Here is a 23,079-nt window from a genome sequence, read left to right as displayed (position 1 = left end):
CCCCGTGAGTCGGTTCGCCTTGCGATTTTGTTGTCACTCACAATGCGGAGTATGAAATGCCGAAGATGAAAACCAACCGGGGTGCTGCAAAGCGCTTCAAGAAGACTGGCTCAGGTCGCTTCAAGTGCAAGCACAACCACCTGCGTCACATCCTGACCAAGAAGAGCAGTAAGCGTAAGCGTAAGCTGGGGCCGAAGTTCATGGTTTCTGCTGCCGACCACAAACGTGTTGTCGCTTGTCTGCCGTACGCATAAGGGGGATGTGAAAAATGCCAAGAGTTAAACGTGGTGTGACTGCTCGCGCTCGTCACAAGAAAGTAATGAAAGCCGCCAAGGGTTACTACGGCGCCCGTTCCCGTGTCTACCGCGTAGCGGTACAAGCGGTAACCAAAGCTGGTCAGTATGCCTACCGTGACCGTCGCCAGAAGAAGCGTCAGTTCCGTCAGCTGTGGATTGCGCGTATCAACGCTGCAGCCCGTCAGAACGGTCTGTCCTACAGCCGTCTGATCGACGGTCTGAAGAAGGCTTCCATCGAGATCGATCGCAAGATCCTGTCCGATATCGCCGTTCACGACAAGCTGGCTTTCACCGCCCTGGTTGAAAAGGCCAAAGCAGCTCTGGTTTAATCCGGTTCTGTTATGAAAGATAAAAGGAGGCTCAGGCCTCCTTTTTTGTTGCCCGCTTTTTGCTTTCAGTGTGTTGTGCCGTACAGCACCATCCGCCCTGGTGGCCGACGCGAAAATGTCTGATATGCCAACAAACCAAGGCCTAACATCAAAAATTAAAGCGAGCGGGGGAGGGCTTGAGACTCGCTTGATATAACAAAATGATTTATAGGGAGAAAAGCCCGCCATAACTATGGTCAGCGAAGGGGCTTTTTTTGTATTATTCCCCTCTTGACCTTATTTAGCCTAAAGGCTCCTGTTTCGGGAGTGGTGACGAGGAAGACATGCAACAGCTTGAAGAAGTAGTCGGCCAGGCCAAGGCCGAAATTGAGGGCGTAAGCGACATCGCCGCCCTCGACGAAATCCGGGTCAAATATCTGGGTAAAAAGGGCTTTTTTACCGAGCAGATGAAGGGCCTGGGCGCCCTTTCGCCTGAGGAGCGTCCCGCCGCAGGCGCCGTGATCAACCAGGCCAAGCAGCTGGTTCAGGATGCCTTGAACGCGCGTCGTGAAGCCCTCGAAGTTGCCGTGCTGAACCAGAAGCTGGCGGCCGAGACCATCGACATCAGCCTGCCGGGTCGTCGTATCGAGAACGGTGGCCTGCACCCGGTGACCCGCACCATTGAACGCATCGAGCGCCTGTTTGGCGAGATGGGTTTCAAGGTAGAGCGCGGTCCCGAGATTGAAGATGGCTTCCACAACTTCGATGCGCTGAACATTCCGGCTCATCACCCGGCGCGTACCGATCACGATACCTTCTACTTCAATCCCGATCTGATGCTGCGTACCCACACCTCGGGCGTGCAGATCCGCACCATGGAACATCAGCAGCCGCCGATCCGCATCATAGCGCCGGGCCGCGTCTATCGTAACGACTACGACATGACCCACACCCCCATGTTCCACCAGGTCGAAGGCCTGCTGGTGGACGAGCATGCCAGCTTCACCGAGCTCAAGGGGATACTGCACGACTTCCTGCGCAACTACTTCGAGGAAGATCTCACCATTCGCTTCCGCCCCTCCTACTTCCCGTTCACCGAGCCGAGCGCCGAAGTGGACGTGATGGGCAAGAACGGCAAGTGGCTGGAAGTGCTGGGCTGCGGCATGGTGCACCCGAACGTGCTGCGTTCGGTCGGCATCGATCCGGAAAAATACTCCGGCTTTGCCTTCGGCATGGGCGTTGAGCGCCTGACCATGCTGCGATACGGGGTCAACGACCTGCGTGCCTTCTTCGAAAACGATCTGCGCTTCCTCAAGCAGTTCAAGTAAGGGCGAGAGAACATGAAATTCAGTAAATCCTGGGTGATGGAGTGGGTCCGCACCGAGTTGAGTGACAACGCACTGGCCGAGCAGATCACCATGGCCGGCCTCGAAGTCGACGCCATTGAAGCGGTCGCCGGCCAGTTCAACAACGTGGTGGTGGGTGAAGTGGTCGAGTGTGCCCAGCATCCGGACGCCGACAAGCTGCGGGTGACCAAGGTCAACGTGGGGGAGGCCGAGCTGCTGGACATCGTCTGCGGCGCGCCGAACTGCCGTACCGGCCTGAAAGTGTGTGTGGCCAAGGTGGGCGCGACCCTGCCGGGCGATTTCACCATCAAGAAAGCCAAGCTGCGTGGCCAGCCGTCTCACGGCATGCTCTGCTCCTTCAGCGAGCTGGGTATCGACGTCGAGGCGGACGGCATCATCGAGCTGCCGGCCGATGCCCCCATCGGCACCGACATTCGCGACTACCTCAACCTCAATGACGTCGCCATCGACGTGGATCTGACCCCGAACCGTGCCGATTGCCTCGGCATCGCGGGTCTGGCCCGGGAGATCGGCGTGCTCAACAGCGTGGACGTGGTCGAGCCGAGCTGGACGCCTGCCGCCGCCACCATTGACGCCAGCTTCCCGATCCGGGTCGAGGCGCCCGCCGATTGCCCACGTTACCTGGGTCGCGTCATCAAGGGGCTGAACCTGAGCGCCCAGAGCCCGCTCTGGATGCAGGAGAAGCTGCGCCGTGGCGGCATCCGCTCCATCGACGCCATCGTCGACATCACCAACTACCTGCTGCTGGAATACGGTCAGCCGATGCACGCCTTCGATCTGGCCAAGCTGGAAGGGGAGCTGGTGGTGCGCCGCGCCCGTAGCGATGAGCCCATGACCCTGCTCGACGGTACCGAGGTGAAGCTTAAAGACAACACCCTGGTGATTGCCGATGCCAAAGGCCCTGCCTGCATGGCCGGTATCTTCGGCGGCGATCGCACCGGTGTGTCCGAGACCACCACCGACATCCTGCTGGAGTGCGCCTTCTTCGCGCCGCTCTCCATCACAGGCCGCGCCCGTGCCTACGGTCTGCACACCGACTCTTCCCACCGCTTCGAGCGCGGGGTCGATCCCGAGCTGCAGGCCAAGGTGATGGACAGAGCCACCCGCCTGCTGCTGGATATCTGCGGCGGTGAAGCTGGCCCGGTCATCGAGGTCAAATCCGATGCCCATCTTCCCAAGGCTGCCCCCATCCGCTTGCGTCGTGCCAAGCTCGACAAGGTGATCGGCATCAGCGTGGCCGACGCCCAGGTGCTCGAGATCCTGACCCGCCTCGGCATGCAGGTGACCGTGGACGCCGACGGCTGGACCGCGCTGGCCCCCTCCTGGCGTTTCGACATCGCCATCGAGGAAGACCTCATCGAGGAAGTGGCCCGCATCTACGGCTACAACAACATCCCGAACCTCAAACCCGCCGCCTCCCTGGCGATGGTGGAGCAGGCCGAAGGCCAGGTGACCCTGAAGCGGGTGCGTGACCTGCTGGTCGACAGAGGTTTCCAGGAGGCGATCACCTACAGCTTCGTGGATCCCAAGGCCCAGCAGACCCTGTTCCCCCAGAGCGACGCCATAGTTCTGCCGAACCCCATCTCAGTCGAGATGTCCGCCATGCGTGTCTCCCTGTTCCCGGGTCTGGTGCAGGCGGTGGTCTACAACCAGAACCGTCAGCAGGGCCGTGTGCGTCTGTTCGAGCAGGGCCTGCGTTTCATCAAGGACGCAAGCGCCGAGAACGGCATCCGTCAGGAGCCCATGCTGGCCGGCATCATCACCGGCAACCAGAGCGACGAGCACTGGGACGTCAAGAGCCGTGGCAGCGACTTCTTTGATCTGAAAGGGGATCTGGAAGCCGTGCTGGATCTCACCGCCGAAGGGGCCACCTTCAGCTTCGAGCGTACCGAGCACAGCGCCCTGCACCCGGGCCAGAGCGCCGCCATCCTGCGTAATGGCGCCGTCATCGGCCACATCGGAGTGATCCACCCGAGCCTCGAGAAGAAGCTGGGTCTCAAGAGCCGTGCCGTGATGTTCGAGCTGGAACTGGACAAGCTGACCCCTGCCAAGGTGCCGGTTGCGGCCGAAGTTTCCCGCTTCCCGGCCAACCGCCGTGACATCGCCGTGGTGGTCGACGTTGCGGTTCTGGCCGGTGACGTCCTGGCAGTAATTAAAAAAGTTGGCGGAAATCAGTTAGTTGGAATAAACTTGTTCGACGTATACCAGGGTGCTGGTATGGCAGAGGACAAGAAGAGCCTGGCCATCAGTCTAGTGTTGCAAGACACCCAGCGCACCCTGGAGGAGAAAGAGATTGCCGAGACCGTAGACAATGTCGTGCGGGCCCTTGGTGAAGAGTTGAATGCATCCTTGAGGGATTGATCTATGGCGCTTACCAAAGCCGACATTGCAGAGCACCTGTTCACCCAGCTCGGGATGAGCAAGCGTGAAGCCAAAGACATGGTGGAAGCCTTCTTTGAGGAAATCAGACAGGCGCTCGAGCGCGGTGAACAAGTCAAGATTTCAGGCTTCGGTAACTTTGATCTTCGTGAGAAGAACCAGCGTCCCGGACGTAACCCCAAGACGGGCGAGGATATTCCCATCAGCGCCCGTCGTGTGGTGACCTTCCGGCCTGGCCAGAAGCTCAAGGCCAGGGTAGAAAATGTTGAACCCAATGAGTAAAGAAAAGCCAGGCAAATGCCTGGCTTTTGCGTTTCGATGATAAAGACCCTCTTCCTGTTTGGTGCGCTGCTGGCCTTGCCGCTGCGTGCCGCCACGCTCCCCCTGTCAGCCGAGACCCAGGCCTATGCCGATACGCTCACCGGGCTGACCTTCTGCTATCCGGCCCTGCAGCGTCCTCCCTATCTGGAAGCGCAGGGGGGCCTGCTCATCGATCAGATGAAACGCCTGGCCCGGCAACTGCCGGTGCCGCTGCGCTTTGAAAAACTGCCCAACTGGGCGGCGACCCTGCAGGGCTTGCAGCGCGGGCAGTGCGATCTCATCCCCCATGTGGGCCCAACCCGGGAGACCCTGCCCGGCATGGCCTTGAGCCGGGCCATGCTGGAGGCGGAGTCCGCCATCCTCTATCGGGGGGAGCTCGAGCAGGCGACCTTTCTGGTCTCGCCCATCTGGCAGGCAGAGGAGACTCTGCAGCGGCTCTATCCCCACTCGTCCCAGCGGCTCCTGACCGATGCGGAGAACTGGTACGGGGCTCTGGTAGCGGGCAGGGGCAGCGCCTACCTCGGTGACTATCTGCAACTGCGTTACCTGATGCGGGAGTTCCCGAACGAGGGGCTGCGCCTGCGGCGGCTGCGCAGCGACGATCTGGTGATCAGCTACCGGCTGATGATGGACGACAAGCCGCAGTTGCAGGAGCTGATAGACACGGCGATCCGCTTCTTGCCGCCGGGCAGCCTCTACCGGGATCTGGGGCGCTATCTACCCCAGAGCGAGCAGGACATCAACCCCTTGCACTTCACCGACAAGGAGCAGGCGTGGCTGGTCGGCAGCGCGCGCACCATCAAGCTGGTGGCGGATCCCGACTTCATGCCCTACAGCGGCGTCAACCAGCAGGGTGAGCTCATCGGCTGGAGCGGCGATGTGTTGCGGGAAGTGAGCCGCCAGACGGGGCTGAATTTCGAGCTGATCCCCGTTGCCAGCAAGGAGGAGGCGCTCGCCAGGCTGCGCAGCGGGGAGGCCGCCATGATGGCCGGTCTGCTGGAGTCGCCGGCACTGCACGAGGAGTTCGAGTTCACCCGTGCGGTGGCAACCAGTCGCTATGCCCTGGTCAGCCGCAAGCGGGGGGCTTATCAAGCCCTTGCCGCAGTCAAGGGCAGGGTGGTCGTGCCCCGCATGTTGTACGACACCAGCCTGCTGGCCCGGTTCGGGCAACAGGACTGGGGGGTGACCGACAACCTGTTGCAAGGGCTGGCGGCGGTGCAGAGCGGTGAGGCTGATGCCATGCTGGCCGAGCTCTATCAGCTGCAATATCCGCTGCGCAACAACCAGCTGAGCGAGCTGAGCATCACGGAGCTGCCTGAGGTGTTTGGCCTCGGCTTTGCCATCAGGCGGGATCAGCCAAGGCTTGCCGGGGTGCTGGAGCAGAGCCTGACGACGCTCAACGATCGCCAGGTGAGCGAGCTGGTCCAGCGTTGGCGGCGCCTGGTCCTGAACCAGCAAGAGGGGGTCAGTTACGGCTTCTGGCTTGGCTCTGTCCTGCTGGCTCTCCTGATCAGCGCTGGGGTTATCTGGTCAGTCTGGCGCTCCCGCCAACAGCTGGCCCAGGAGGCGCGCGAACGCCAGAAGGCGGAGCAGGCGCTGGCGCTGGAGAGCAAGTTCAGGGAGTCCCTGTTCCAGGCGCTGCCCGTGCCGGTGTTCTTGCGCAATGACAAGGGGGAGGTGATCAAGCGCAACAAGCGGGCCAAGCGGATGGAGGCGCGCTACGCCACCGATCTCGTCCTGCCGTCCCCGCAGTTGCAGGGGGCTGAGGGGGAGATAGCCCTGCGGGATCAGGTCTACTCCTATGCCCAGATCCCGCTGCGGCTGGGTCCCCAGGCCCCGGCCGGGGATCTCATCGCCCTGTCCGACATCAGCGCCTTGCGCGAGCGCACCCGCTTGCTGCGCCAGGCGGAGCGCCGCCTGCGGGCCCTCACCAATACGGTGCCCGGGGTGGTGCTGCAGTTCACCCTGCAAGGGGGCGCCATCACCCGGGTGGAGTTTGTCAGTCGCGGCAGCCATGAGCTGCTGGGGCTGGCCAGCCAGCAGATCCGCCTCAATCCCAACGAGACCCTGACCCGCATCTCCCACCAGGACAGGCGTGAAATGCGCGCTCCCATGCTGGCCATGTTGCAGGCCGGGCGCCCCTTCTCCCACCTGCTGCGCTACCAGCATCCGACCAAGGGCGCCCGCTGGCTGCAGTTCTCCGGCAGGGGGCGCCGTCAGGGGGAGGGGTGGCGCGTCTTTGGGGTGGTGCAGGATGTGACCAGGAGGGTCGAGCAGGAGCACTCCCTACAGCTCTCCCACGAGCAGGCCCAGCAGGCCGTGCTCGCCAAGGGGCGTTTCCTCGCCGCCGTGAGCCACGAGATCCGCACTCCCATGAACGCCATCCTGGGCTTGCTGGAGTGGCTGGATCAGACCGAGCTCTCCGCGGAGCAGGCCTCGGTGCTGGCGCACGTCAGGCAGGCGGGCAACGAGCTGCTCGGGCTGCTCAACGACGTGCTCGATTTCAGCCGCAACGAGAGCCGCCAGCTGCGGCTCTCCCTGCAGCCGACCGATCTGGTGGAGCTGTGCGAGCATGTGGCGGCGGTGCACTGGTCCAAGGCGCGCTCCAAACACCTGCAGCTGCGCCTCAACCTGGATCCGGCGCTGCCCGCCCTGATGGCGCTCGATCCCCACAGGGTGCAGCAGGTGTTGCACAACCTGCTCTCCAACGCCATCAAGTTCAGCGAGCGGGGGGAGGTGGTGCTCTGGGCCCGCCGGCACGGGGACTGGGTCTGGTGCGGGGTGGACGATCAGGGGCCCGGCATCAGTGCCGAGCTGCTGCCCCGGCTGTTCCAGCCCTTCGAGCAAGGGGAGGAGCTGGGTCAGCTCAGGGCCCAGGGTACCGGCTTGGGGCTGGCCATCTGTCGCCAGCTGATGGAGCAGATGGGAGGGGAGATCCGGGTCGAGCCGGTGGCCACCGGCGGCAGCCGCTTCATCTGCGCATGGCCCCTCGAAGGGACGCAGGAGAAGGCGCCCTGGCAGCCAAGGTTCAAACAGATGTCCCTGCAGCTTCCCCCCGAGGAGCTGGCGTACGTGCGGGCCTGGCTCGCCGAGTTTGGCGTGACCGAGGAGGCGACGGCGCCCGCCCTTGCCGCCACCCAGGATGAACAGGGACTGCGTGCCTGGTCCTGGCAGGGGGAGCCCTGGATCCCGGGTGCCGTGGTGAGTCTGCTGCAACCCAGGCTGGTTCAGGGGGGTGGGGAGGTCGCGGATCTGCCGGGCGCCGGTATGCGGGTCCTCCTGGTGGAAGATCACGAGGTGAACCGGGTGCTGATCAGCATGCAGCTGAGTCAGCTGGGCGCCCGGGTGCTGAGCGCCGCCAATGGCCGTCTGGCCCTTGAGATCCTGGCGCGGGAATCTGTCGATCTGGTGCTGACCGATCTGCAGATGCCAGTGATGGACGGTGCCGAGCTCTGCAAGCAGTTGCGGGCCTCGGCGCGCTGGCAGCAGCTGCCGGTCTACGTGATTACCGCCGATCTCAGCGAGCAGGCGGCCCAGCGTCTGGCGGATTGCGGCTGCCAGGGCCATCTGGACAAACCCGTCCTGCTGAAGGAGCTGGCCATCTTGCTGCGCACCGTCTCCGGTCGCAGCAGTGCGCCCCTGGTGGAGAACTCGGTCAAGATCACCCCCATGACGACACTGCTCAACCCGGCGCTCATCAACCTCTATCTGGTGTCGGCTCGTCAGGATCTGGCCGAGATTGAGGGGTGCGTCACGGCAGGGGATGAAGGCGCCCTCAATACGGCTTTACACAAGATGAAGGGGGCCGCCAAAATGGTGGGGGCCGCCGCCCTGGTACAGGTGATCGAGCGCTGGCAGCGAGCCCCCGGGCACCCCTTGGTGGAAGAATTGCAGCAGGCCGTGGAAGAGGTCTGCCGGCAACTGGGCGAGAGAGCATGAGATGATCATCACAGATGAAGAGTTGTTGGCCTTGCTGGAGTCAGACGTCAGCCAAGAGCCGGTATTTCACCCCGTCAGCGTCTATGCCCTGGACGCCGTCTCCCATCAGGCGGCAAAGGAGGCGGGCTTGCCGGCCTATGCCAGTCTGCACCGTACCCGGCCGGATGCGAGCTGGCAGTGGGAGGGGTTGTTCGCCGCCGGGGCCATCGCCCTGTTCGATCCCGCCTCCCACGAGGGTGCCGACTATCTGCCGCGGCTGCAGACCCCGGGGGTGGGGATCTACCGCCTGTCGGATCCCTGGCTTGAGGGGTTGCAGGCGCGGGAGCAGGGGTGGCGGGACTGGCTCGCCCGGCTCCAGATCCTGCTGCTCGAGGATCACCCCTTCCAGGGGGCCTGCATCCAGCAGGAGATCCAGGCGCTGGGGCTGCCCTGCCACTGGGTGCAGGACGGCGAAGGTTGCCTCAAGGCGCTGGAAGAGGGGGCTGTGGGGCTGCTGGTCTGCGATCTCAGCCTGGCGGAGCAGGATGCCATCAGTCTCCTGATGAGCCATCCCCAGTACCGTCACAGCGGCCTGCCCATCATACTGCTCTCCGCCCACGATCAGACCCTGATCGACGGCGCCAGGCGACTGCTGCACGACGCCGGCTTCAACGTGCTGGCCGCCCTGGCCAAGCCGCTGCAGAGCGACGATCTGCTGCGGCTGCTCAAGGCGCTCTACCTGGGGCCGCAGCGCCAGCGCAGGCTGGGTGGCCTGAAGCGCACCATTCGCAACTGGCAGGGAGAGGCGCGGGGTCAGCTTGGCCTGCAGGCGGATGCGGCCTCCAGCCCCCTGCCAATCTGGCTGGCCGTGAGCAGCCTGCCTCCTCACTGGGATCCCCTCAAGGCATGGCTGGAGCAGCATGGCAGGCAGGCGAACGAGCTGACCCTGGTCATCCATCGGCGGGATAACTTGCTGAACCAGGCGGATCGCTTCGCCCTGGTGCTGCAGGCGAGTCTTGCCGGGGCCAGGCTAGCCCTGCTGCTCGACAATGCCCAGCACCTGCCTTTCGATCAGCTGGAGCGGCTGCCAATCCAGAGCCTGCTGCTGGGGCAGCATCTGCTGCCGGAGCTGGAGGCGATGGCCGCCGACGCCCTGCTGGCCCGCTTCATCGGGCGTGCTCGCGAGCTCGGCATGGCCCTCTATCTCGACGACCCCTTCAACCTGCAGGATGCCGCCCAGTGGCAGGATCTCGGCATGGCGGGGCGCTGGTAGCCCGTGCCGCGCTACCTCTGCTGGCCCCCTGATGAGGCGCGCCTGCACCGGGCGCTGGCGGGCTGGGTACACCCCGGCTCGCGGGCATCTCTGCCCCTGATGATGGAGGTGGGCGGCATTCCCTGCCGGCTGCAGGAGCTGGCAGGATCCGATCCCGAGCAGCTGAAGGCGGCCTACGAGGCGCTGAGCGAGCAGAGTGTCTACCTGCGCTTCATGCGCGCCAAGCAGCCTGCCACCGCCGATCAGCTCGCCTTCTTCCTCGACTACCCCAGAGCGCCCCAGATAGGGCTGCTGCTCACCGACGAGCAGGGCGCACCACTGGCCATGGCCCAGTCCATCCGGCGGCGCCTGCATCCCGACAGGGCGGAGTTCTCCTGCATAGTCGCGGATCATTTTCAGCATAGGGGGGCCGGTCGCCGCATCCTGCTGGCGCTGGCATTGCTGGCGCACGGGGAGGGGATCCGCGAGTGGACCGCCGAGGTGCTCGGCCAGAACAGGCCCATGCTGGCCCTGCTGAAGGGGCTGGGGTTGCCGCTGACCCTGGTGACGGGGCGGGAGATGGTGTTTGTGCGGCTGGACTTGAGCGTTCTCGACACCCTGGTGCCCCGGCATTCCTAAGACCAAGGGCGAATGTGCCGGGCCAGCCGGTTGTGCTAAGGTCAGCCTGTGATCCGTTGGAGGAAATCAACCATGGTGCAGTCAGCCAAACATATCGTGATCCTCACCGGCGCCGGCATCTCGGCTGAATCCGGTATCAAGACCTTCAGGGCCTGCGACGGCCTGTGGGAGGAGCACAGGGTGGAAGACGTGGCCACCCCCGAGGGCTACGCCCGGGATCCCGAACTGGTTCAGCGTTTTTACAACGCGCGGCGCCATCAGTTGCAACGCGCCGAGATCCACCCCAATCCTGCCCACTATGCCCTGGCGCGCCTCGAGCGCCTGCTGCCGGGGCGCGTGACCCTGATCACCCAGAACATCGACAACCTGCACGAGAGCGCGGGCAGCAAGCACCTCATCCACATGCACGGCGAGTTGCTCAAGGCCCGCTGTCCGGTGTCCGGGCAGGTGATCGAGTGGCGTGGGGAGCTCCACCAGGAGGAGCTCTGCTCCTGCTGCCAGTTGCCCCAGCCGTTGCGGCCTCATGTGGTCTGGTTTGGCGAGATGCCCCTCGGGCTGGACCGCATCTACTCGGCGCTGGCGCAATGCGATCTCTTCATCTCCATCGGCACCTCGGGGGCCGTCTATCCTGCGGCAGGCTTTGTCCATGAGGCGGGCCTCAACGGTGCCCACACCGTCGAGCTCAACCTGGAGCCGAGCGAGGTAGGCAGCCAGTTTGACGAGAAGCGCTATGGCCCGGCCTCCCTGCTGGTGCCGGCCTTCGTGGACGAATTGCTGCAACGCTGCGGTGTACACCAGCCCAAACAGATCGACGGTCATAACTGGATGGAGATGCGTGGGCCATAGCTATTGAGAAATGACATAGTTGCATTGGCTCCATGAAGCCGCCAAACTGACCCGTAAAATAGAGGATGCAGCTGGCGCAAGGGATATGAATATTTTCAAGCATGGAACCGCTTTTCTTCTGCTGGTGCTGACGGCGTTCGGCACTCAGGCAACCTCTTCTTCACCCCTGTTGCACCTGATCCTGCCAGACAAGCGGGAGGTTCGCCTGGATGAGGCGGCGCTGGCCGCCTTGCCGCAGACCGAGTTCGAGACGGCGACCCCCTGGACGGTCGGCGTGCACCACTATCGTGGCTCGGACCTGATGGCGATGCTGGCGGCGCAAGGGGTCGCCGAGGCCAGCGTGCTCGATGTGGTGGCGCTCAATGGCTATCGGCAACGGGTCGATCTCTCCCTGTTTGCCAAGGTGCCGCTGACCCTGGTGCGCTATCAGGATGACAAGCCGCTCACCCGCCGCAACAAGGGGCCGCTCTGGCTGCTGATCCCGCTCTCGGCCCATCCCGAGATGGATGTCTCCGCCATCCACAACAACATGGTCTGGCAGACTATCCGCATCGAGGTCGTCAAGTGACCCGCCGACAGCGCCACAATCTGTTGCTCGCAGCCATCTCTCTGCTGTTTCTGTTCTCCTCCGTCTGGGGCCTGCTGCTGCAAAGCCGCCACGAGCAGCTGGTCGATGTCTTCTACCGCAACATCCACTGGAACATCAGCCAGGTGATGCAGGAATCCCAGCGTTTTCTCTACGATTTGCGCCTCTATCGGGCGGGTGCCCTCGAGATGGAGACCCTGAGCCTGGATTACGATCTGCTGTGGAACCGGCTGGATGTGTTCCTGATCAGCAGCGAGACCGCAGATGCGCGCGCCCGTCACGGGCTGGGGACTGTGCTGGCCGAGCTGTTTGACGAGATCAAGGCGCTCGAGCCCCAGATGCAGGCCGGTGCGCTGCAACCGGGGGAAGCCCTCGATCGGTCGCTGATCCGGATTGCCGAGCTGACCCGCCAGGTGGAGCAGATAGGGGATCAGATCCTCTCGGGGCAGGAGCGGGAAGCCTCCCTCAATCAGCTGCGCCAGAGCCTGTTCTGGATCCAGATCTGGCAACTGATCCTGCTGGTGATGGGGGGCGTGCTGGTCTTCGCCCTGATCCGCACCAATCTGCAGAATCGCCGCCTCTCCCTGCTCGACCCCATGACCCGGCTCGGTAATCGCCGCGCCTTGCAGGGCCAGCTCAGGCAGTCCCTTCAGCGCAACCATGTCCAGGCCCTGGTGGTGCTCGATCTGAAGCGGTTCAAGCAGGTCAATGATCTGCTCGGCTACCAGGTCGGTGATCGCCTGCTGCAGGCGGTTGCCGCCAGGCTGCGGCAAGCCTATCCAGGTCGGGCCTACCGGCTGGGAGGGGATGAATTTGCCGTGGTGCTGGCCGCCGGGCAGGAGGCGATCACCTCCCGCATGGAGGCCATGGTGGACCTGCTGCAGTTCGAGTTCGTGACCCGGGAGAGCAGCTTCGATCTGGCCTGCCGCTTCGGAGTGGCCAGGGCCGGGGAGGGGGAGGATGGGGATCAGCTGCTGGAGCAGGCCATATTGGCGCTGAATCAGGCCAAGCGGGACAATGCGACCCTGATCTGGTACCAGCCGGCGATGAAGGCCTCCCTGAGCATGGGCCAGCGCCAGCTGCATCAGCTGCGGGAGTGGCTGGCGGAGGCGGCGCCCTCGCCGCTGGAGACCATCTCGGAGACCCTGGAGGACGAGCGGGGGCAACAGGTGCTGGGCATCAGTCTGCGCTGGCGGGTGGGTCAGCAGGGGTGCGACATGGAGTGGATGCAGGAGCGCGGTATCCTGGGCCCCGTGGTGGCACGGCTGCTGACGGACGCCGAACAGCGACTGCCGCTGCTCCTGGTGCTCCATGAGCAGTCCCAGCTGGCCCATGTGCTGGCCTATCTGCCGCCCCTGGGAGAGCGGACGCTCATCCTGGCGTTGCCGACCCTGACGGAGGATGCCCTGCTGCTGGAGAAGCTGATCCAGCGCGGCTGCGTGCTGGCCCTGCGTGAGCTGGGCAGTCGCGCCCCCGCACTCTTGCGCGCGGGCTGGCCGGTGCGCTACTGGTTGCCCGACCCCTCGGATCACGATGCCCTGCTGCAGCCCCTGGCGCACCAGCTGGGGCTGCTGCGCCTAGATCGTCCGGCAGAGGCGCAGGAAGGGGATATGAGGAGGCAGCGGGAGCCCCGCTGAGCCGGTGGTGGCGGATAGAGCATGACAAGGGCGGCCGAGGCCGCCCTTGTCATTGCACCTATCAGAGCTGGTGGGTGGCAGTGGAGGGCGGCAAGGGGGCGCAGGAGTGCCTGATCACCAGGTCTGGGTCCACGGTGATCATGCGATTATCTATCTGCTCGCCGTTGATCCGCGCCAGCAACCGGGTGACGGCGAGGCGACCCAGCTCCTCCTTGGGCTGATTGACGGTGGTCAGCGGCGGGCACATAAACTCGGCCAGTGCCACGTTGTCATAGCCGACCAGGGAGAGATCCCGCGGAATGACAAGCCCCGCCCGGTGGGCGGCGCTGATCACCCCCATGGCCATCATGTCGTTGCACACGAAGAGGGCGCTGGGGCGCCTGGGCAATGCCAGCAGGCGGGTCATGGCGGCGGCGCCGCTGGCGCAGTCGAAGTCCCCCTCCTGGATCCAGTGCGGATTGACGGTGAGCCCCGCTTCTCCCATCGCCTGCTCGAAACCCGCCAGGCGCTGATTGGCCGGGGCCCGGCTGTGGGGGCCTGTGATGCAGCCGATCTCGGTGTGACCCAGGGCCAGCAGGTGGCGGGTCGCCAGATAGCCGCCGCGATGGGAGTTGTCGGCGATGAGATCCACCTCCTTGTTTTCCATGCCCCAGTCCATCACCACCACAGGCAGGCTCTTGAGCCAGTCGAGCTGGTTGAACACCTCCTGCTGCCCCTCGCTGCACATGATGAGCAGGCCATCCACTCGTTTTCTGAGCATCATCTTGAGGTAGGAGAGGGCGGTCTCGGCCTGCCCCTCTGTGTTGCCCAGCATCAGGTTGTAGCCCTGCTCGAAGCAGTAGCGCTCCACCCCGCGCACCACCTCGGCGAAGAAGGGGTTGCTGGAGGTGGTGACCAGCATGCCGATGCTGTTGGTCTCCTTCACCTTGAGGCTGCGGGCCACCAGGCTGGGGGCGTAGTTGAGATCGCGCATGGCGGCGAAGACCCGCTCCCGGGTCTCCTCGGCCACGAAGCGGGTCTCGTTGATGACGTGGGAGACTGTGGTGGTGGAGACCCCCGCCCGCGCCGCCACCTCCTTGATGTTGGCCATCAGTGCCCCTGCGCCGCTTGGGACTGGAGGAAGGTGTCGACCTCCTGCTTGCCCGGGATCGAGCTCTGGGCCCCGAAGCGGGTCACCGAGAGGGCGGCCGCCCCGTGGGCGAAGCGCACCGCGTCCTGGAAGCTGGCACCGGCGAGCTCGGCCGCCAGCAGGGCGCCGTTGAAGGTGTCGCCTGCGGCCGTGGTGTCCACCGCCTCGACCCGAAAGCCCGCAATGAGCGCCTGCTGCCGGCCGTTGCTGCAATAGACCCCCTGGGACCCCAGGGTGATCATCACGTCCGCAATCCCCATCTGGTGGAAACGGGCCGCCGCCTGGGCCGCGCTCGCCTCGTCCGTCACCTTGACGCCGGTCAGCAGCTCGGCTTCGGTCTGGTTTGGGGTAATGAGATCCACCAGCGCCAGCAGCTCGGCCGAGAGCGGCTGGGCGGGCGCCGGATTGAGCACCACCCGGGTGCCGTGGGATCTAGCCAGTCTGGCGGCTTCAAACACGCTCTCGAGCGGCACTTCCAACTGCAGCAGCAGGGTATGGGCGCCTGCGATCAGAGCCTCATGGCGTCTGACCATGGCGGTGTCGAGGGCGCCGTTGGCCTCGGTGGAGAGGCCTATGCTGTTCTCCCCCTCGTCGCTCACATAGATGATGGCGATGCCGGTGGGGAGGCGCTCGTCCTGCTCCACCGCACTCACCTCTATGCCATCGGCGGCAAAGCCCGCCTTCATCTGGCGGCCGATGGCGTCGTCGCCGATGCGGGCGATAAAGGAGACGGCAGCACCGAGGCGGGCGGCGGCCACCGCCTGGTTGGCCCCCTTGCCACCGGGAACGACCTGGTAACTGTGACCGGTCAGGGTTTCACCGGGACGGGGAAAGTGGGGGACGCGCAGCACGTGATCCGCATTGACGCTGCCGAGAACTACGAGACGATTCATATCGATCACCCTTGATTGAGAACATCTTGGCTTGAGTGAGCCCAAGCCGGGAGGCTCTGCACCGGAGACAAAGGGGGAGGCAAGCCTCCCCCCGTGATGCTTACTTGCTGACTATTTGCAGCGGCACCGGGATGGATTGCTCCACCGGCTGGCCCTTGAGCACCTTGTCGGCGGTTTCCACGCCAATGGCACCGATCAGCGCCGGCTGCTGGGCCACGGTGGCGGCCAGTTTACCCTTGGCCACCGCCGCCTTGCCATCGTCGGTGCCGTCGAAGCCGACGATCATCACCTCTTTGCCGGCCGCCTGCACGGCGCGGATGGCACCCAGCGCCATTTCGTCGTTCTGGGCGAACACCGCCTGCACGGTCGGGTGGGCCGCCAGCAGGTTCTCCATGACGTTCAGACCCTTGGTGCGGTCGAAGTCGGCGGGCTGGGAAGCCAGCACCTGCAGCTTGTTGGCGGCGACTGCCAGGGCGAAGCCCTCGCCACGGTCACGGGCGGCGGAGGTGCCGGCTATCCCTTCCAGCTGGATCACCTTGGTGCCGGCCCCCAGCTTCTCGGTGATGAAGTCACCGGCCAGCTTGCCACCGGCCACGTTGTCGGAGGCGATGTGGGCCTTGACCTCACCCTGGGCGGCGCCGCGGTCCAGGGTCAGCACAGGGATGTTGGCCTTGTTGGCCAGGCGGATGGCGTTGCCCACGGCTTCGGAGTCGGTGGGGTTGATCAGGATGGCGTTGACCTTGCGCACGGTGAGATCTTCCACGTTGGAGAGCTCCTTGGCCGGATCATTCTGGGAGTCCAGTACCACCAGCTCGTAGCCAAGCTCCTTGGCCTTGGCTTCGGCTCCCTCCTTCATGGTGACGAAGAAGGGGTTGTTGAGGGTGGAGACCACCATGGCCAGGGTCTGATCGGCGGCCTGGGCGGTGCCCAGCACGGACATGATGGCGGCAGCGAGCAGGGTATTGAGCTTTTTCATCATTTCATTCCTTGTGTGTGCTTACTTGCTTTTGTTATCGATCATCACGGCGAGCAAAATGACGCTGGCCTTGGCGATCATCTGGTAATAGGAGGAGACGTCGAGCAGGTTGAGGGCGTTGTTGAGGAAGCCGATGATGAGGGCCCCGATGAGGGTCCCCATGATGCGGCCCTTGCCCCCCATCAGACTGGTACCCCCCAGCACCACGGCGGCGATGGCATCCAGCTCGTACCCCATGCCGGCGGTCGGCTGGGCCGAGGAGAGGCGGGAGGTGACGATAAGCCCGGCCAGGGCCGACAGCATGCCGCACAGACCGTAGACGGCGAGCTTGACCCTGGCCACGTTGATGCCGGAGAGGCGGGTGGCAGACTCGTTGCCGCCCAGGGCATAGATGTAGCGGCCGAGGCGGGTGTGGTTGAGCAGGTACCAGGCCAGCAGGAAGACGATGGCCATCAGCCAGATGGGCACCGGCAGACCGAACAGGTAACCGGTACCGAGCCAGGCGAAGTGATCGGCGCCGTCGCTGAAGCCGGTGGAGATGGGACGTCCCTCGGTGTAGACCATGGTGACGCCGCGCAGGGCCGTCATGGTCACCAGGGTGGCGATGAAGGCCTGCACCTTGCCCTTGGCAATGATGAGGCCGCTGACGCCGCCGAGCAGGGCACCGGCCCCCAGGGTGAGGGGCACCACCAGGGCGATGGGCAACTCCATGGCGACCATAGTCGCCGCCAGGGCGCCGCACAGGGCCAGCACAGAGCCGACCGACAGATCGATACCGGCCGTCAGAATAACCAGCGTCATGCCGACCGCCATGATGGCGTTGACCGAGGTCTGACGCAGTATGTTGAGCAGGTTGTCGGCGGTGAAGAAGTTGGGACTCAGGAAGGAGACCACGCCGATCAGCACCAGCAGCGCCACCAGGGATTTGTTCTCGATCCACCAGGCCTTGCTCATGACGCCACGGCGGGGAAGGGTTTGGGTTGTCATTGTGCTGCCTCTTGCTCTGCTTGCCACTGTTTGCCGACTGCCGCCGCCATCAGTTTCTCCTGATTGGCCTCGCGGGTGTTGAACTCTGCGCTGATGCGCCCTTCGTGCATCACGAGGATGCGATCACTCATGCCGAGCACTTCCGGCATCTCGGAAGAGACCAGGATGATGCTCATCCCCTCCTTCTTGAACTGGTTGATGAGCTGATAAATTTCCTTCTTCGCCCCCACGTCGACGCCGCGGGTCGGCTCGTCCAGGATCAGTACCTTGGGCCTTGTCAGCAACCCCTTGGCGATGGCGACCTTCTGCTGGTTGCCGCCGGAGAGCAGCTTGATCAGCTGATCCTGACTCGGGGTCTTGATGTTGAACAGACGCACATAGTCGCTCACCGCCTGGCGCTCGGCCTTGCCATCTATCTTGCCGTGAGTGATGAACTCGTTGAGGGCGCAGAGGCTCATGTTTTCACGCACCGAGAGCTCCAGCACCAGGCCATCCCCCTTGCGATCCTCGGAGATATAGGCGATGCCGGCGGCCAAGCCATCCGCCGGGCTTTTGGGCACCAGAGCATGACCGTCCACTTGCACTTCACCGGCGCGGATGGGGCTGGCGCCATAGATAAGCTTCATCAGCTCGGTGCGACCGGAACCCATCAGGCCGCTAAAGCCCAGGATCTCCCCCTGGCGCAGGGAGAAGCTCACCCCGCGCACGCCGGGGCCGGCCAGATCCTTGACCTGCAGGCTGACCGGGCCGAGCTCGCGGGCCAGGCGCGGGTATTGCTCCTCCAGCCGGCGGCCCACCATCATCTCGATGATCCTGTCCTCGTCGAGCTCGCTCACCGCCTGCTCGCCGATCCACTTGCCGTCCCGCAGCACTGTGACGTGATCGCAGATCTGGAAGATCTCCTTGAGGCGATGGGAGATATAGACTATGCCGCAGCCCTGCTCGCGCAGCTCGCGGATGACCACGAACAGCTGCTCGGTCTCGGTGTCGGTCAGGGCATCGGTGGGCTCGTCCATGATGATGACGCTGGCATCGAACGACAGCGCCTTGGCGATCTCCACCATCTGCTGCTCGCCGATGGAGAGATCCCCGAGCCGGGTGTCCGGCCCATGTTTGACCCCGAGACGGGCCAAGAGGGTGCTGGCCCGCTCGCGCAGCTGCTTGTGGTCTATGTTGCCAAAGCGGGTACGCGGCTCGCGGCCTAGGAAGATGTTGGCGGCAATGGAGAGCTCCGGCAGCAGGTTCAGCTCCTGGTGGATGATGCTGATCCCCTGATCCTGGGAGTCGCGCGGTCCCTTGAAGTGCACCGGCTGGCCGCGATAGCTGACGCTGCCCGCATCGGCCTGATAGATGCCGGTCAGCACCTTCATCAGGGTGGATTTGCCGGCGCCGTTTTCACCGAGCAGGGCCATCACCTGGCCCGGATAGACTCGCAGACCTGCTTCGTCGAGGGCGCGGACACCGGGGAAGGTCTTGACGATCCCGGTGAGCTCCAGAATGGGCGAGGGGGTTGTACTCATGGCTGATTCCTTCAAGGCTTAGAACGCCACACCGGCGCAGAGGATCAGGTTGGCGTAGGGAGTCACCTCGCCGCTGCGTACCACAGCCTTGCTCTGACGGGAGCGGGTCTTGAACGCCTCGTGCAGGCAGTACTCGATGGCGATGGGCTTGCCCTGGGCCAGGGCATGCGCCTCCAGCTGATCCACCAGCGCCTGATGGGCATCTGGGCTGATCAGTTTTATTTCGCTCGCCATGATCACCTTCTCCACCACCAGATCGGTGAGCAGGGCGGTCAGCACGGTTGCAAGGCTGGGGGTACCCGCCATCAGCGCCAGATCGATGCGCTCAGGTCCTACCGGAATGGGCAGGCCCGCATCGCAGACGGTGATCTCGTCGGTGTGGCCCATCTGTGCCACCAGGGCACTCAGGGGAGCATTGAGCAGCTTGCCTCGTTTCATACAACACCTCGGCGGCATGGAAACCGCATGTGGATATATATCTGGGCAACCGGTTACGCAACCGGTTGCGTCGTTGAGGCGAAAGATAGGCGCTAACCGTTAACGGGTCTAGGAACAGATGGCGAAAATGTGAAAACGATCTCAGTGATCCGGCCGTCGGAGGGAAAAACGGGTGCCAGAAGAGCACCCGTACCACGGGAGGAAGGGGTCAGAGGAGGAGGGCTTGCTGCACGGCGGGGCGCGCCAGCATGCGCCTGGTGTGGGCCGCTACCTTGGGAAACTCGTCGATGGCGACCCCGTCGCTCTCGAGCCAGCTGGCCACCACGAACAGGTAGATGTCGGCCAGGCTGAAGCGCTCCCCCAGCACCCAGGGACCGGCCAGATAGTGGTGCTCCATCTCGGCAAATCCCTCGCGCATGTTCTGGGGCATCCTGGCCTTCATGGCGGCGATGGCCTGTTCGTCATCGGCCCAGCGGCTGCCGCGGCGGCCATGGGCATGGGAGACGTGCACCGTCGAGGCGAGGAAGCTGTGCACCTCCTGCATCCTGGCCAGTAGGAAGGGGTCGTCCAGGGGAGCCAGCCCGGCATCGGGGAAACGCTGGGCCACGTAGAGCAACAGGGCCGGGGTTTCGGTCAGCACGCCGCGCTCCGTCACCAGGGCCGGCACCCGCCCCTTGGGGTTGATGGCAAGGTAGGCGGGGGTGCGTTGCTCCCCGGCGGCGAGATCGAGGCGCTTGATCTGGTGCGGGGCACCGGCTTCCACCAGGGCGATGCGCACCGCCATGGCACAGGTACCGGGGGCGAGATAGAGCGTCAGTTCGGACATTGCAGCTTTCCTTGTGTGGGTGATCCGGGATGAAGTGCGCGAGAGAGCGAGTCTGTCGAGTCTTGGCCATCCATCCTACGCCCATGGCGGGCCAGGGCCAAGTCAGGTAACGGAGGGGCTGGCAGAGGGCCGCACGACAGGGCGGCTGTCAGTGAAATCAATGGCTTTCTGAACGGAAGATAACAGGAAAAACGACTACGCATGCCCGGTCAAACCGCTATAATGTGCCACCTTGGAACAGTCGCTTTTGAATGTTGGATAGTCAATTGAGTAATAGAATGCGGATCGGTGGAACCCTCGAACAGTCCCTCAGCCAGGGATACCGTCTGGACCTGCAAGGGGTGTTGAAAGAGGCCTGGCAACAGACCCGCCGCACCGGTTTCGGTCTGACGCTGGCCATCGCCGGGGTCATGGCAATCTGGATCCTGCTGAGCAACACCCTGCTGGCCCCCTATGTCAGCCAGGAAGGGGGTGATATGGACATGGCCCTGATATTGAGCCTGCTCATCACCGTCATCATGTCTCCCATGACCTCTTCCCTCGACATGCTGGGGTTGCAGCAGTCGGTGGGGGTGCGAGCCCGCCCGAACCAGGTGTTCGACTTCTTCCGTCACTTCCTGCGTCTGGGCTCCCTGAGCCTGCTGGGCAGCCTCATCACCAGCCTGTTCGGCCCCCTGTTCGAGCTGCTCGGCCTGCCGGTGATGCTGGCCTTCATTCCCTCTGGCCTGGTGGGCATGGGGCTGCTGTTCACCGTGCCCCTGGTGCTGGAGCGCGGCCTGTCGCCGGCCCAGGCCATCCTGGTCTCCCTCAAGTTGTTCGCCCGCGGCTGGCCCAGCATAGTGCTGCTCCATGGCGTCATGCTGGCGCTGTTTTTCCTGGCCATCATCCCCATGGGCATAGGCCTTATCTGGGTGGCCCCCCTCTATTTCAATCTCAAGGGGATCCTCTATCGGGATCTGTGCGGGGTCGCCGTGGAGGTGACCGAAGTGGCGGACAATGCCGCCACCGGGCAAGGGCCCGATCATTTCAACGCGTGATGCAAAAGGATGGCATATGAAGCTGGTTCGACATGGCATGGCGGCAAGTCTGCTGATAATGCCGGCGCTGTGCGTGGCGGCGCCCTCGCTGGATCTGCAATACAGCACCTTCTACAGCCAGATGAAAACCTTTGCCAAGGGCGAGTTTGGTGATGCCAGGTTGGGGTTTTATCTGACCGATCCGCAAAGTGGCCAGCGCTGCGGGCTCGCCTCGGCCCGGGTTTCGACCCTGGACAGGGACGTTGCCGCCGAGGTGACCATAGACAGCGAGCTGCGCCTGCCCTATGACGACGATCTCAATCTCGACAAGGCGACCGTGGTGGTGGAGCTGACCGAACCACACGCCGCCTGCGACATGTCGGTACAGGTGATGGCCGATGCGCCCCCTGCGTCGGATGGCCAGGGGTTCAGGGTGAGCGAGGTGGTGACACGCCAGCAGGAGATGCAGTCGCTGCTGGACAAGCTGGCCGGCATGGTCGGCAAGCATTTCCTGCCGGAGATGGCGGGGGTGCGGGTGACCCTGGTGCAGCCGAGCGGCACTGCCTACCTCATCGACGGTGCCCATCAGCAGCCTCTCTCCTGGCAGGATGGCCAGCTGCTGCTTCGCAACGAGCAACTCGCCGACTTCGCGGCGGGCAAGTTGCAGCTCGAGGGGGAGATACTGCGACTGACCCCCTGGTTGCACAAGGGCTGAAGACGGCGGGTGCGGGAGAGGTAAAGAAAAGGAGCGCATGGCGCTCCTTTTTCGTGGTGGCTGGCAGGCGCTCAGCGCACCTCTATCACATCCAGCACATCCATCTCGTCGATGTTGAGCAGGGGCGCGGTCGGCAGCTCGGGGGGATCGAACGCCTTGTCGCCGCCATCTATGATGCCGGAGTCGCGGTTGATGCTCTTGAAGTCAAACAGCTTGTGATCGAGCAGGTGGCTCGGGATCACGTCCTGAATGGCGGTGAACATGGTCTCTATCCGGCCGGGGAAGCGGCGATCCCAGTCCTGCATCATCTGCTTGATGGCCTTGCGCTGCAGGTTCTCCTGGGAGCCGCACAGGTTGCACGGGATGATGGGGAAGGCCTTGACCTCCGCATAGCGCACCAGATCCTTCTCCTTGCAGTAGGCTAGGGGGCGGATCACCACGTTCTTGCCATCGTCGCTCACCAGCTTGGGGGGCATGGACTTGAGCTTGCCGCCGTAGAACATGTTGAGGAACAGGGTCTCGAGGATGTCATCCCTGTGATGGCCGAGGGCAATCTTGGTGCAGCCCAGCTCCTGGGCGGTGCGGTAGAGAATGCCGCGGCGCAGGCGGGAGCAAAGCGCACAGGTGGTCTTGCCTTCCGGCACCTTGTCCTTGACGATGGAGTAGGTGTCTTCCTCGACGATCTTGAAGTCGACGCCGAGGGTGGCCAGGTATTCCGGCAGCACGTGCTCGGGGAAGCCGGGTTGCTTCTGATCCAGGTTGACGGCCACGAGATCGAAATGGATGGGGGCGCTGGCCTTCAGGCTCATCAGGATGTCGAGCATGGCGAAGCTGTCTTTACCGCCAGACAGGCACACCATGATCTTGTCACCCTCTTCAATCATGTTGAAGTCGGCGATGGCCTGACCCACGTTGCGCCGCAGGCGTTTCTGCAGCTTGTTGAAACTGTATTTCTCTTTGGCGTTAAGCTCTTCTAGCATGGCCTCAAACCCGGGACAAAAATAAGCGGCTTATTATAGCCATGTCCCGG

Annotated in this window: 21 protein-coding genes; 13 read left to right on the top strand and 8 right to left on the bottom strand. The window is 63.8% G+C overall.

Annotated elements, in window-relative coordinates:
• The first annotated feature begins 56 nt into the window (after positions 1 to 56).
• From rpmI to AC3WR3_RS13215, 11 genes are all read left to right on the top strand, one after another.
• The gene (rpmI, locus tag AC3WR3_RS13265; RefSeq protein ID WP_005315535.1) at positions 57 to 254 is read left to right on the top strand and encodes a 50S ribosomal protein L35; all 198 of its coding nucleotides are present in this window, start codon (positions 57 to 59) and stop codon (positions 252 to 254) included.
• Between the two features lie 14 nt (positions 255 to 268).
• Positions 269 to 625: a 50S ribosomal protein L20 gene (gene rplT / locus AC3WR3_RS13260; RefSeq protein ID WP_010674800.1), complete on the top strand. Its 357-nt coding sequence runs from the start codon at positions 269 to 271 to the stop codon at positions 623 to 625.
• Positions 626 to 948: 323 nt separating this feature from the next.
• Complete coding sequence (gene pheS, locus AC3WR3_RS13255; protein WP_139434408.1) at positions 949 to 1,932, top strand: phenylalanine--tRNA ligase subunit alpha; 984 nt, start codon at positions 949 to 951, stop codon at positions 1,930 to 1,932.
• A 12-nt stretch (positions 1,933 to 1,944) separates the two neighbouring features.
• A complete protein-coding gene (gene pheT / locus AC3WR3_RS13250) occupies positions 1,945 to 4,332 on the top strand; it encodes a phenylalanine--tRNA ligase subunit beta (protein ID WP_492292061.1) in 2,388 nt (795 codons plus the stop codon).
• 3 nt (positions 4,333 to 4,335) lie between these two features.
• Entirely contained in the window at positions 4,336 to 4,632 is a 297-nt protein-coding gene (gene ihfA / locus AC3WR3_RS13245) for an integration host factor subunit alpha (protein ID WP_005300715.1), read from the top strand.
• A 54-nt stretch (positions 4,633 to 4,686) separates the two neighbouring features.
• A complete protein-coding gene (locus tag AC3WR3_RS13240) occupies positions 4,687 to 8,610 on the top strand; it encodes an ATP-binding protein (RefSeq protein WP_492292092.1) in 3,924 nt (1,307 codons plus the stop codon).
• Between the two features lies 1 nt (position 8,611).
• Complete coding sequence (locus AC3WR3_RS13235) at positions 8,612 to 9,862, top strand: response regulator (RefSeq protein WP_492292060.1); 1,251 nt, start codon at positions 8,612 to 8,614, stop codon at positions 9,860 to 9,862.
• 3 nt (positions 9,863 to 9,865) lie between these two features.
• The gene (locus tag AC3WR3_RS13230; RefSeq protein ID WP_492292059.1) at positions 9,866 to 10,480 is read left to right on the top strand and encodes a GNAT family N-acetyltransferase; all 615 of its coding nucleotides are present in this window, start codon (positions 9,866 to 9,868) and stop codon (positions 10,478 to 10,480) included.
• 72 nt (positions 10,481 to 10,552) lie between these two features.
• The gene (cobB, locus tag AC3WR3_RS13225; protein WP_202045789.1) at positions 10,553 to 11,326 is read left to right on the top strand and encodes a Sir2 family NAD+-dependent deacetylase; all 774 of its coding nucleotides are present in this window, start codon (positions 10,553 to 10,555) and stop codon (positions 11,324 to 11,326) included.
• Positions 11,327 to 11,411: 85 nt separating this feature from the next.
• Positions 11,412 to 11,894, top strand: a complete 483-nt coding sequence (locus AC3WR3_RS13220; protein ID WP_492292058.1) for a putative pterin-binding protein — start codon at positions 11,412 to 11,414, stop codon at positions 11,892 to 11,894.
• Positions 11,891 to 13,549, top strand: a complete 1,659-nt coding sequence (locus AC3WR3_RS13215; RefSeq protein WP_492292057.1) for a GGDEF domain-containing protein — start codon at positions 11,891 to 11,893, stop codon at positions 13,547 to 13,549. Before AC3WR3_RS13220 ends, AC3WR3_RS13215 begins: the two co-directional genes overlap by 4 nt.
• Before the next feature lie 61 nt (positions 13,550 to 13,610).
• On the opposite strand, the gene AC3WR3_RS13210 is transcribed toward AC3WR3_RS13215, so the two are convergent.
• The 7 genes from AC3WR3_RS13210 to AC3WR3_RS13180 all read right to left on the bottom strand — a co-directional run bounded on the left by AC3WR3_RS13210 (position 13,611) and on the right by AC3WR3_RS13180 (position 20,318).
• Complete coding sequence (locus tag AC3WR3_RS13210) at positions 13,611 to 14,639, bottom strand: substrate-binding domain-containing protein (RefSeq protein ID WP_492292056.1); 1,029 nt, start codon at positions 14,637 to 14,639, stop codon at positions 13,611 to 13,613.
• A complete protein-coding gene (rbsK, locus tag AC3WR3_RS13205) occupies positions 14,639 to 15,571 on the bottom strand; it encodes a ribokinase (protein WP_492292055.1) in 933 nt (310 codons plus the stop codon). Before rbsK ends, AC3WR3_RS13210 begins: the two co-directional genes overlap by 1 nt.
• Positions 15,572 to 15,671: 100 nt before the next feature.
• Positions 15,672 to 16,547, bottom strand: coding sequence for a ribose ABC transporter substrate-binding protein RbsB (rbsB, locus tag AC3WR3_RS13200; protein ID WP_041205808.1), 876 nt, complete (start codon positions 16,545 to 16,547; stop codon positions 15,672 to 15,674).
• Positions 16,548 to 16,568: 21 nt separating this feature from the next.
• Positions 16,569 to 17,534: a ribose ABC transporter permease gene (gene rbsC / locus AC3WR3_RS13195; protein WP_205641723.1), complete on the bottom strand. Its 966-nt coding sequence runs from the start codon at positions 17,532 to 17,534 to the stop codon at positions 16,569 to 16,571.
• Entirely contained in the window at positions 17,531 to 19,054 is a 1,524-nt protein-coding gene (rbsA, locus tag AC3WR3_RS13190; protein WP_492292054.1) for a ribose ABC transporter ATP-binding protein RbsA, read from the bottom strand. The genes rbsC and rbsA overlap by 4 nt, the downstream gene beginning before the upstream one ends.
• Before the next feature lie 18 nt (positions 19,055 to 19,072).
• Positions 19,073 to 19,492, bottom strand: coding sequence for a D-ribose pyranase (gene rbsD / locus AC3WR3_RS13185; RefSeq protein WP_492292053.1), 420 nt, complete (start codon positions 19,490 to 19,492; stop codon positions 19,073 to 19,075).
• Positions 19,493 to 19,700: 208 nt separating this feature from the next.
• A complete protein-coding gene (locus AC3WR3_RS13180; RefSeq protein WP_492292052.1) occupies positions 19,701 to 20,318 on the bottom strand; it encodes a glutathione S-transferase family protein in 618 nt (205 codons plus the stop codon).
• A gap of 278 nt (positions 20,319 to 20,596) precedes the next feature.
• On the opposite strand from AC3WR3_RS13180, the gene AC3WR3_RS13175 reads away from it, so the two are divergent.
• Positions 20,597 to 21,355 carry a DUF2189 domain-containing protein gene (locus AC3WR3_RS13175; protein WP_319913524.1) on the top strand — a complete coding sequence of 253 codons (759 nt, stop codon included), beginning with the start codon at positions 20,597 to 20,599 and terminating at the stop codon, positions 21,353 to 21,355.
• A gap of 16 nt (positions 21,356 to 21,371) precedes the next feature.
• Positions 21,372 to 22,049, top strand: a complete 678-nt coding sequence (locus AC3WR3_RS13170; protein ID WP_492292051.1) for a DUF2987 domain-containing protein — start codon at positions 21,372 to 21,374, stop codon at positions 22,047 to 22,049.
• Positions 22,050 to 22,120: 71 nt separating this feature from the next.
• Here AC3WR3_RS13170 and ttcA read toward each other — a convergent pair whose 3' ends face one another.
• Positions 22,121 to 23,029, bottom strand: a complete 909-nt coding sequence (ttcA, locus tag AC3WR3_RS13165) for a tRNA 2-thiocytidine(32) synthetase TtcA (RefSeq protein ID WP_042648240.1) — start codon at positions 23,027 to 23,029, stop codon at positions 22,121 to 22,123.
• Between the last annotated feature and the right edge of the window lie 50 nt (positions 23,030 to 23,079).

It is taken from the genome of Aeromonas sp. EU05-FHT14A05, from assembly GCF_058791175.1.
The sequence above is the reverse complement of the archived record's forward strand: the minus strand, read 5'-3'. Positions and strand labels throughout refer to the sequence as shown.

What these genes read in the sequence shown, in the direction of transcription:
- rpmI (WP_005315535.1), top strand. Translation starts at nt 57, where the DNA reads ATGCCGAAGATGAAAACCAACCGGGGTGCTGCAAAGCGCTTCAAGAAG.
- rplT (WP_010674800.1), top strand. Translation starts at nt 269, where the DNA reads ATGCCAAGAGTTAAACGTGGTGTGACTGCTCGCGCTCGTCACAAGAAA.
- pheS (WP_139434408.1), top strand. Translation starts at nt 949, where the DNA reads ATGCAACAGCTTGAAGAAGTAGTCGGCCAGGCCAAGGCCGAAATTGAG.
- pheT (WP_492292061.1), top strand. Translation starts at nt 1,945, where the DNA reads ATGAAATTCAGTAAATCCTGGGTGATGGAGTGGGTCCGCACCGAGTTG.
- ihfA (WP_005300715.1), top strand. Translation starts at nt 4,336, where the DNA reads ATGGCGCTTACCAAAGCCGACATTGCAGAGCACCTGTTCACCCAGCTC.
- AC3WR3_RS13235 (WP_492292060.1), top strand. Translation starts at nt 8,612, where the DNA reads ATGATCATCACAGATGAAGAGTTGTTGGCCTTGCTGGAGTCAGACGTC.
- cobB (WP_202045789.1), top strand. Translation starts at nt 10,553, where the DNA reads ATGGTGCAGTCAGCCAAACATATCGTGATCCTCACCGGCGCCGGCATC.
- AC3WR3_RS13220 (WP_492292058.1), top strand. Translation starts at nt 11,412, where the DNA reads ATGAATATTTTCAAGCATGGAACCGCTTTTCTTCTGCTGGTGCTGACG.
- AC3WR3_RS13210 (WP_492292056.1), bottom strand. Translation starts at nt 14,639, where the DNA reads ATGGCCAACATCAAGGAGGTGGCGGCGCGGGCGGGGGTCTCCACCACC.
- rbsK (WP_492292055.1), bottom strand. Translation starts at nt 15,571, where the DNA reads ATGAATCGTCTCGTAGTTCTCGGCAGCGTCAATGCGGATCACGTGCTG.
- rbsB (WP_041205808.1), bottom strand. Translation starts at nt 16,547, where the DNA reads ATGAAAAAGCTCAATACCCTGCTCGCTGCCGCCATCATGTCCGTGCTG.
- rbsC (WP_205641723.1), bottom strand. Translation starts at nt 17,534, where the DNA reads ATGACAACCCAAACCCTTCCCCGCCGTGGCGTCATGAGCAAGGCCTGG.
- rbsA (WP_492292054.1), bottom strand. Translation starts at nt 19,054, where the DNA reads ATGAGTACAACCCCCTCGCCCATTCTGGAGCTCACCGGGATCGTCAAG.
- rbsD (WP_492292053.1), bottom strand. Translation starts at nt 19,492, where the DNA reads ATGAAACGAGGCAAGCTGCTCAATGCTCCCCTGAGTGCCCTGGTGGCA.
- AC3WR3_RS13180 (WP_492292052.1), bottom strand. Translation starts at nt 20,318, where the DNA reads ATGTCCGAACTGACGCTCTATCTCGCCCCCGGTACCTGTGCCATGGCG.
- AC3WR3_RS13175 (WP_319913524.1), top strand. Translation starts at nt 20,597, where the DNA reads ATGCGGATCGGTGGAACCCTCGAACAGTCCCTCAGCCAGGGATACCGT.
- AC3WR3_RS13170 (WP_492292051.1), top strand. Translation starts at nt 21,372, where the DNA reads ATGAAGCTGGTTCGACATGGCATGGCGGCAAGTCTGCTGATAATGCCG.
- ttcA (WP_042648240.1), bottom strand. Translation starts at nt 23,029, where the DNA reads ATGCTAGAAGAGCTTAACGCCAAAGAGAAATACAGTTTCAACAAGCTG.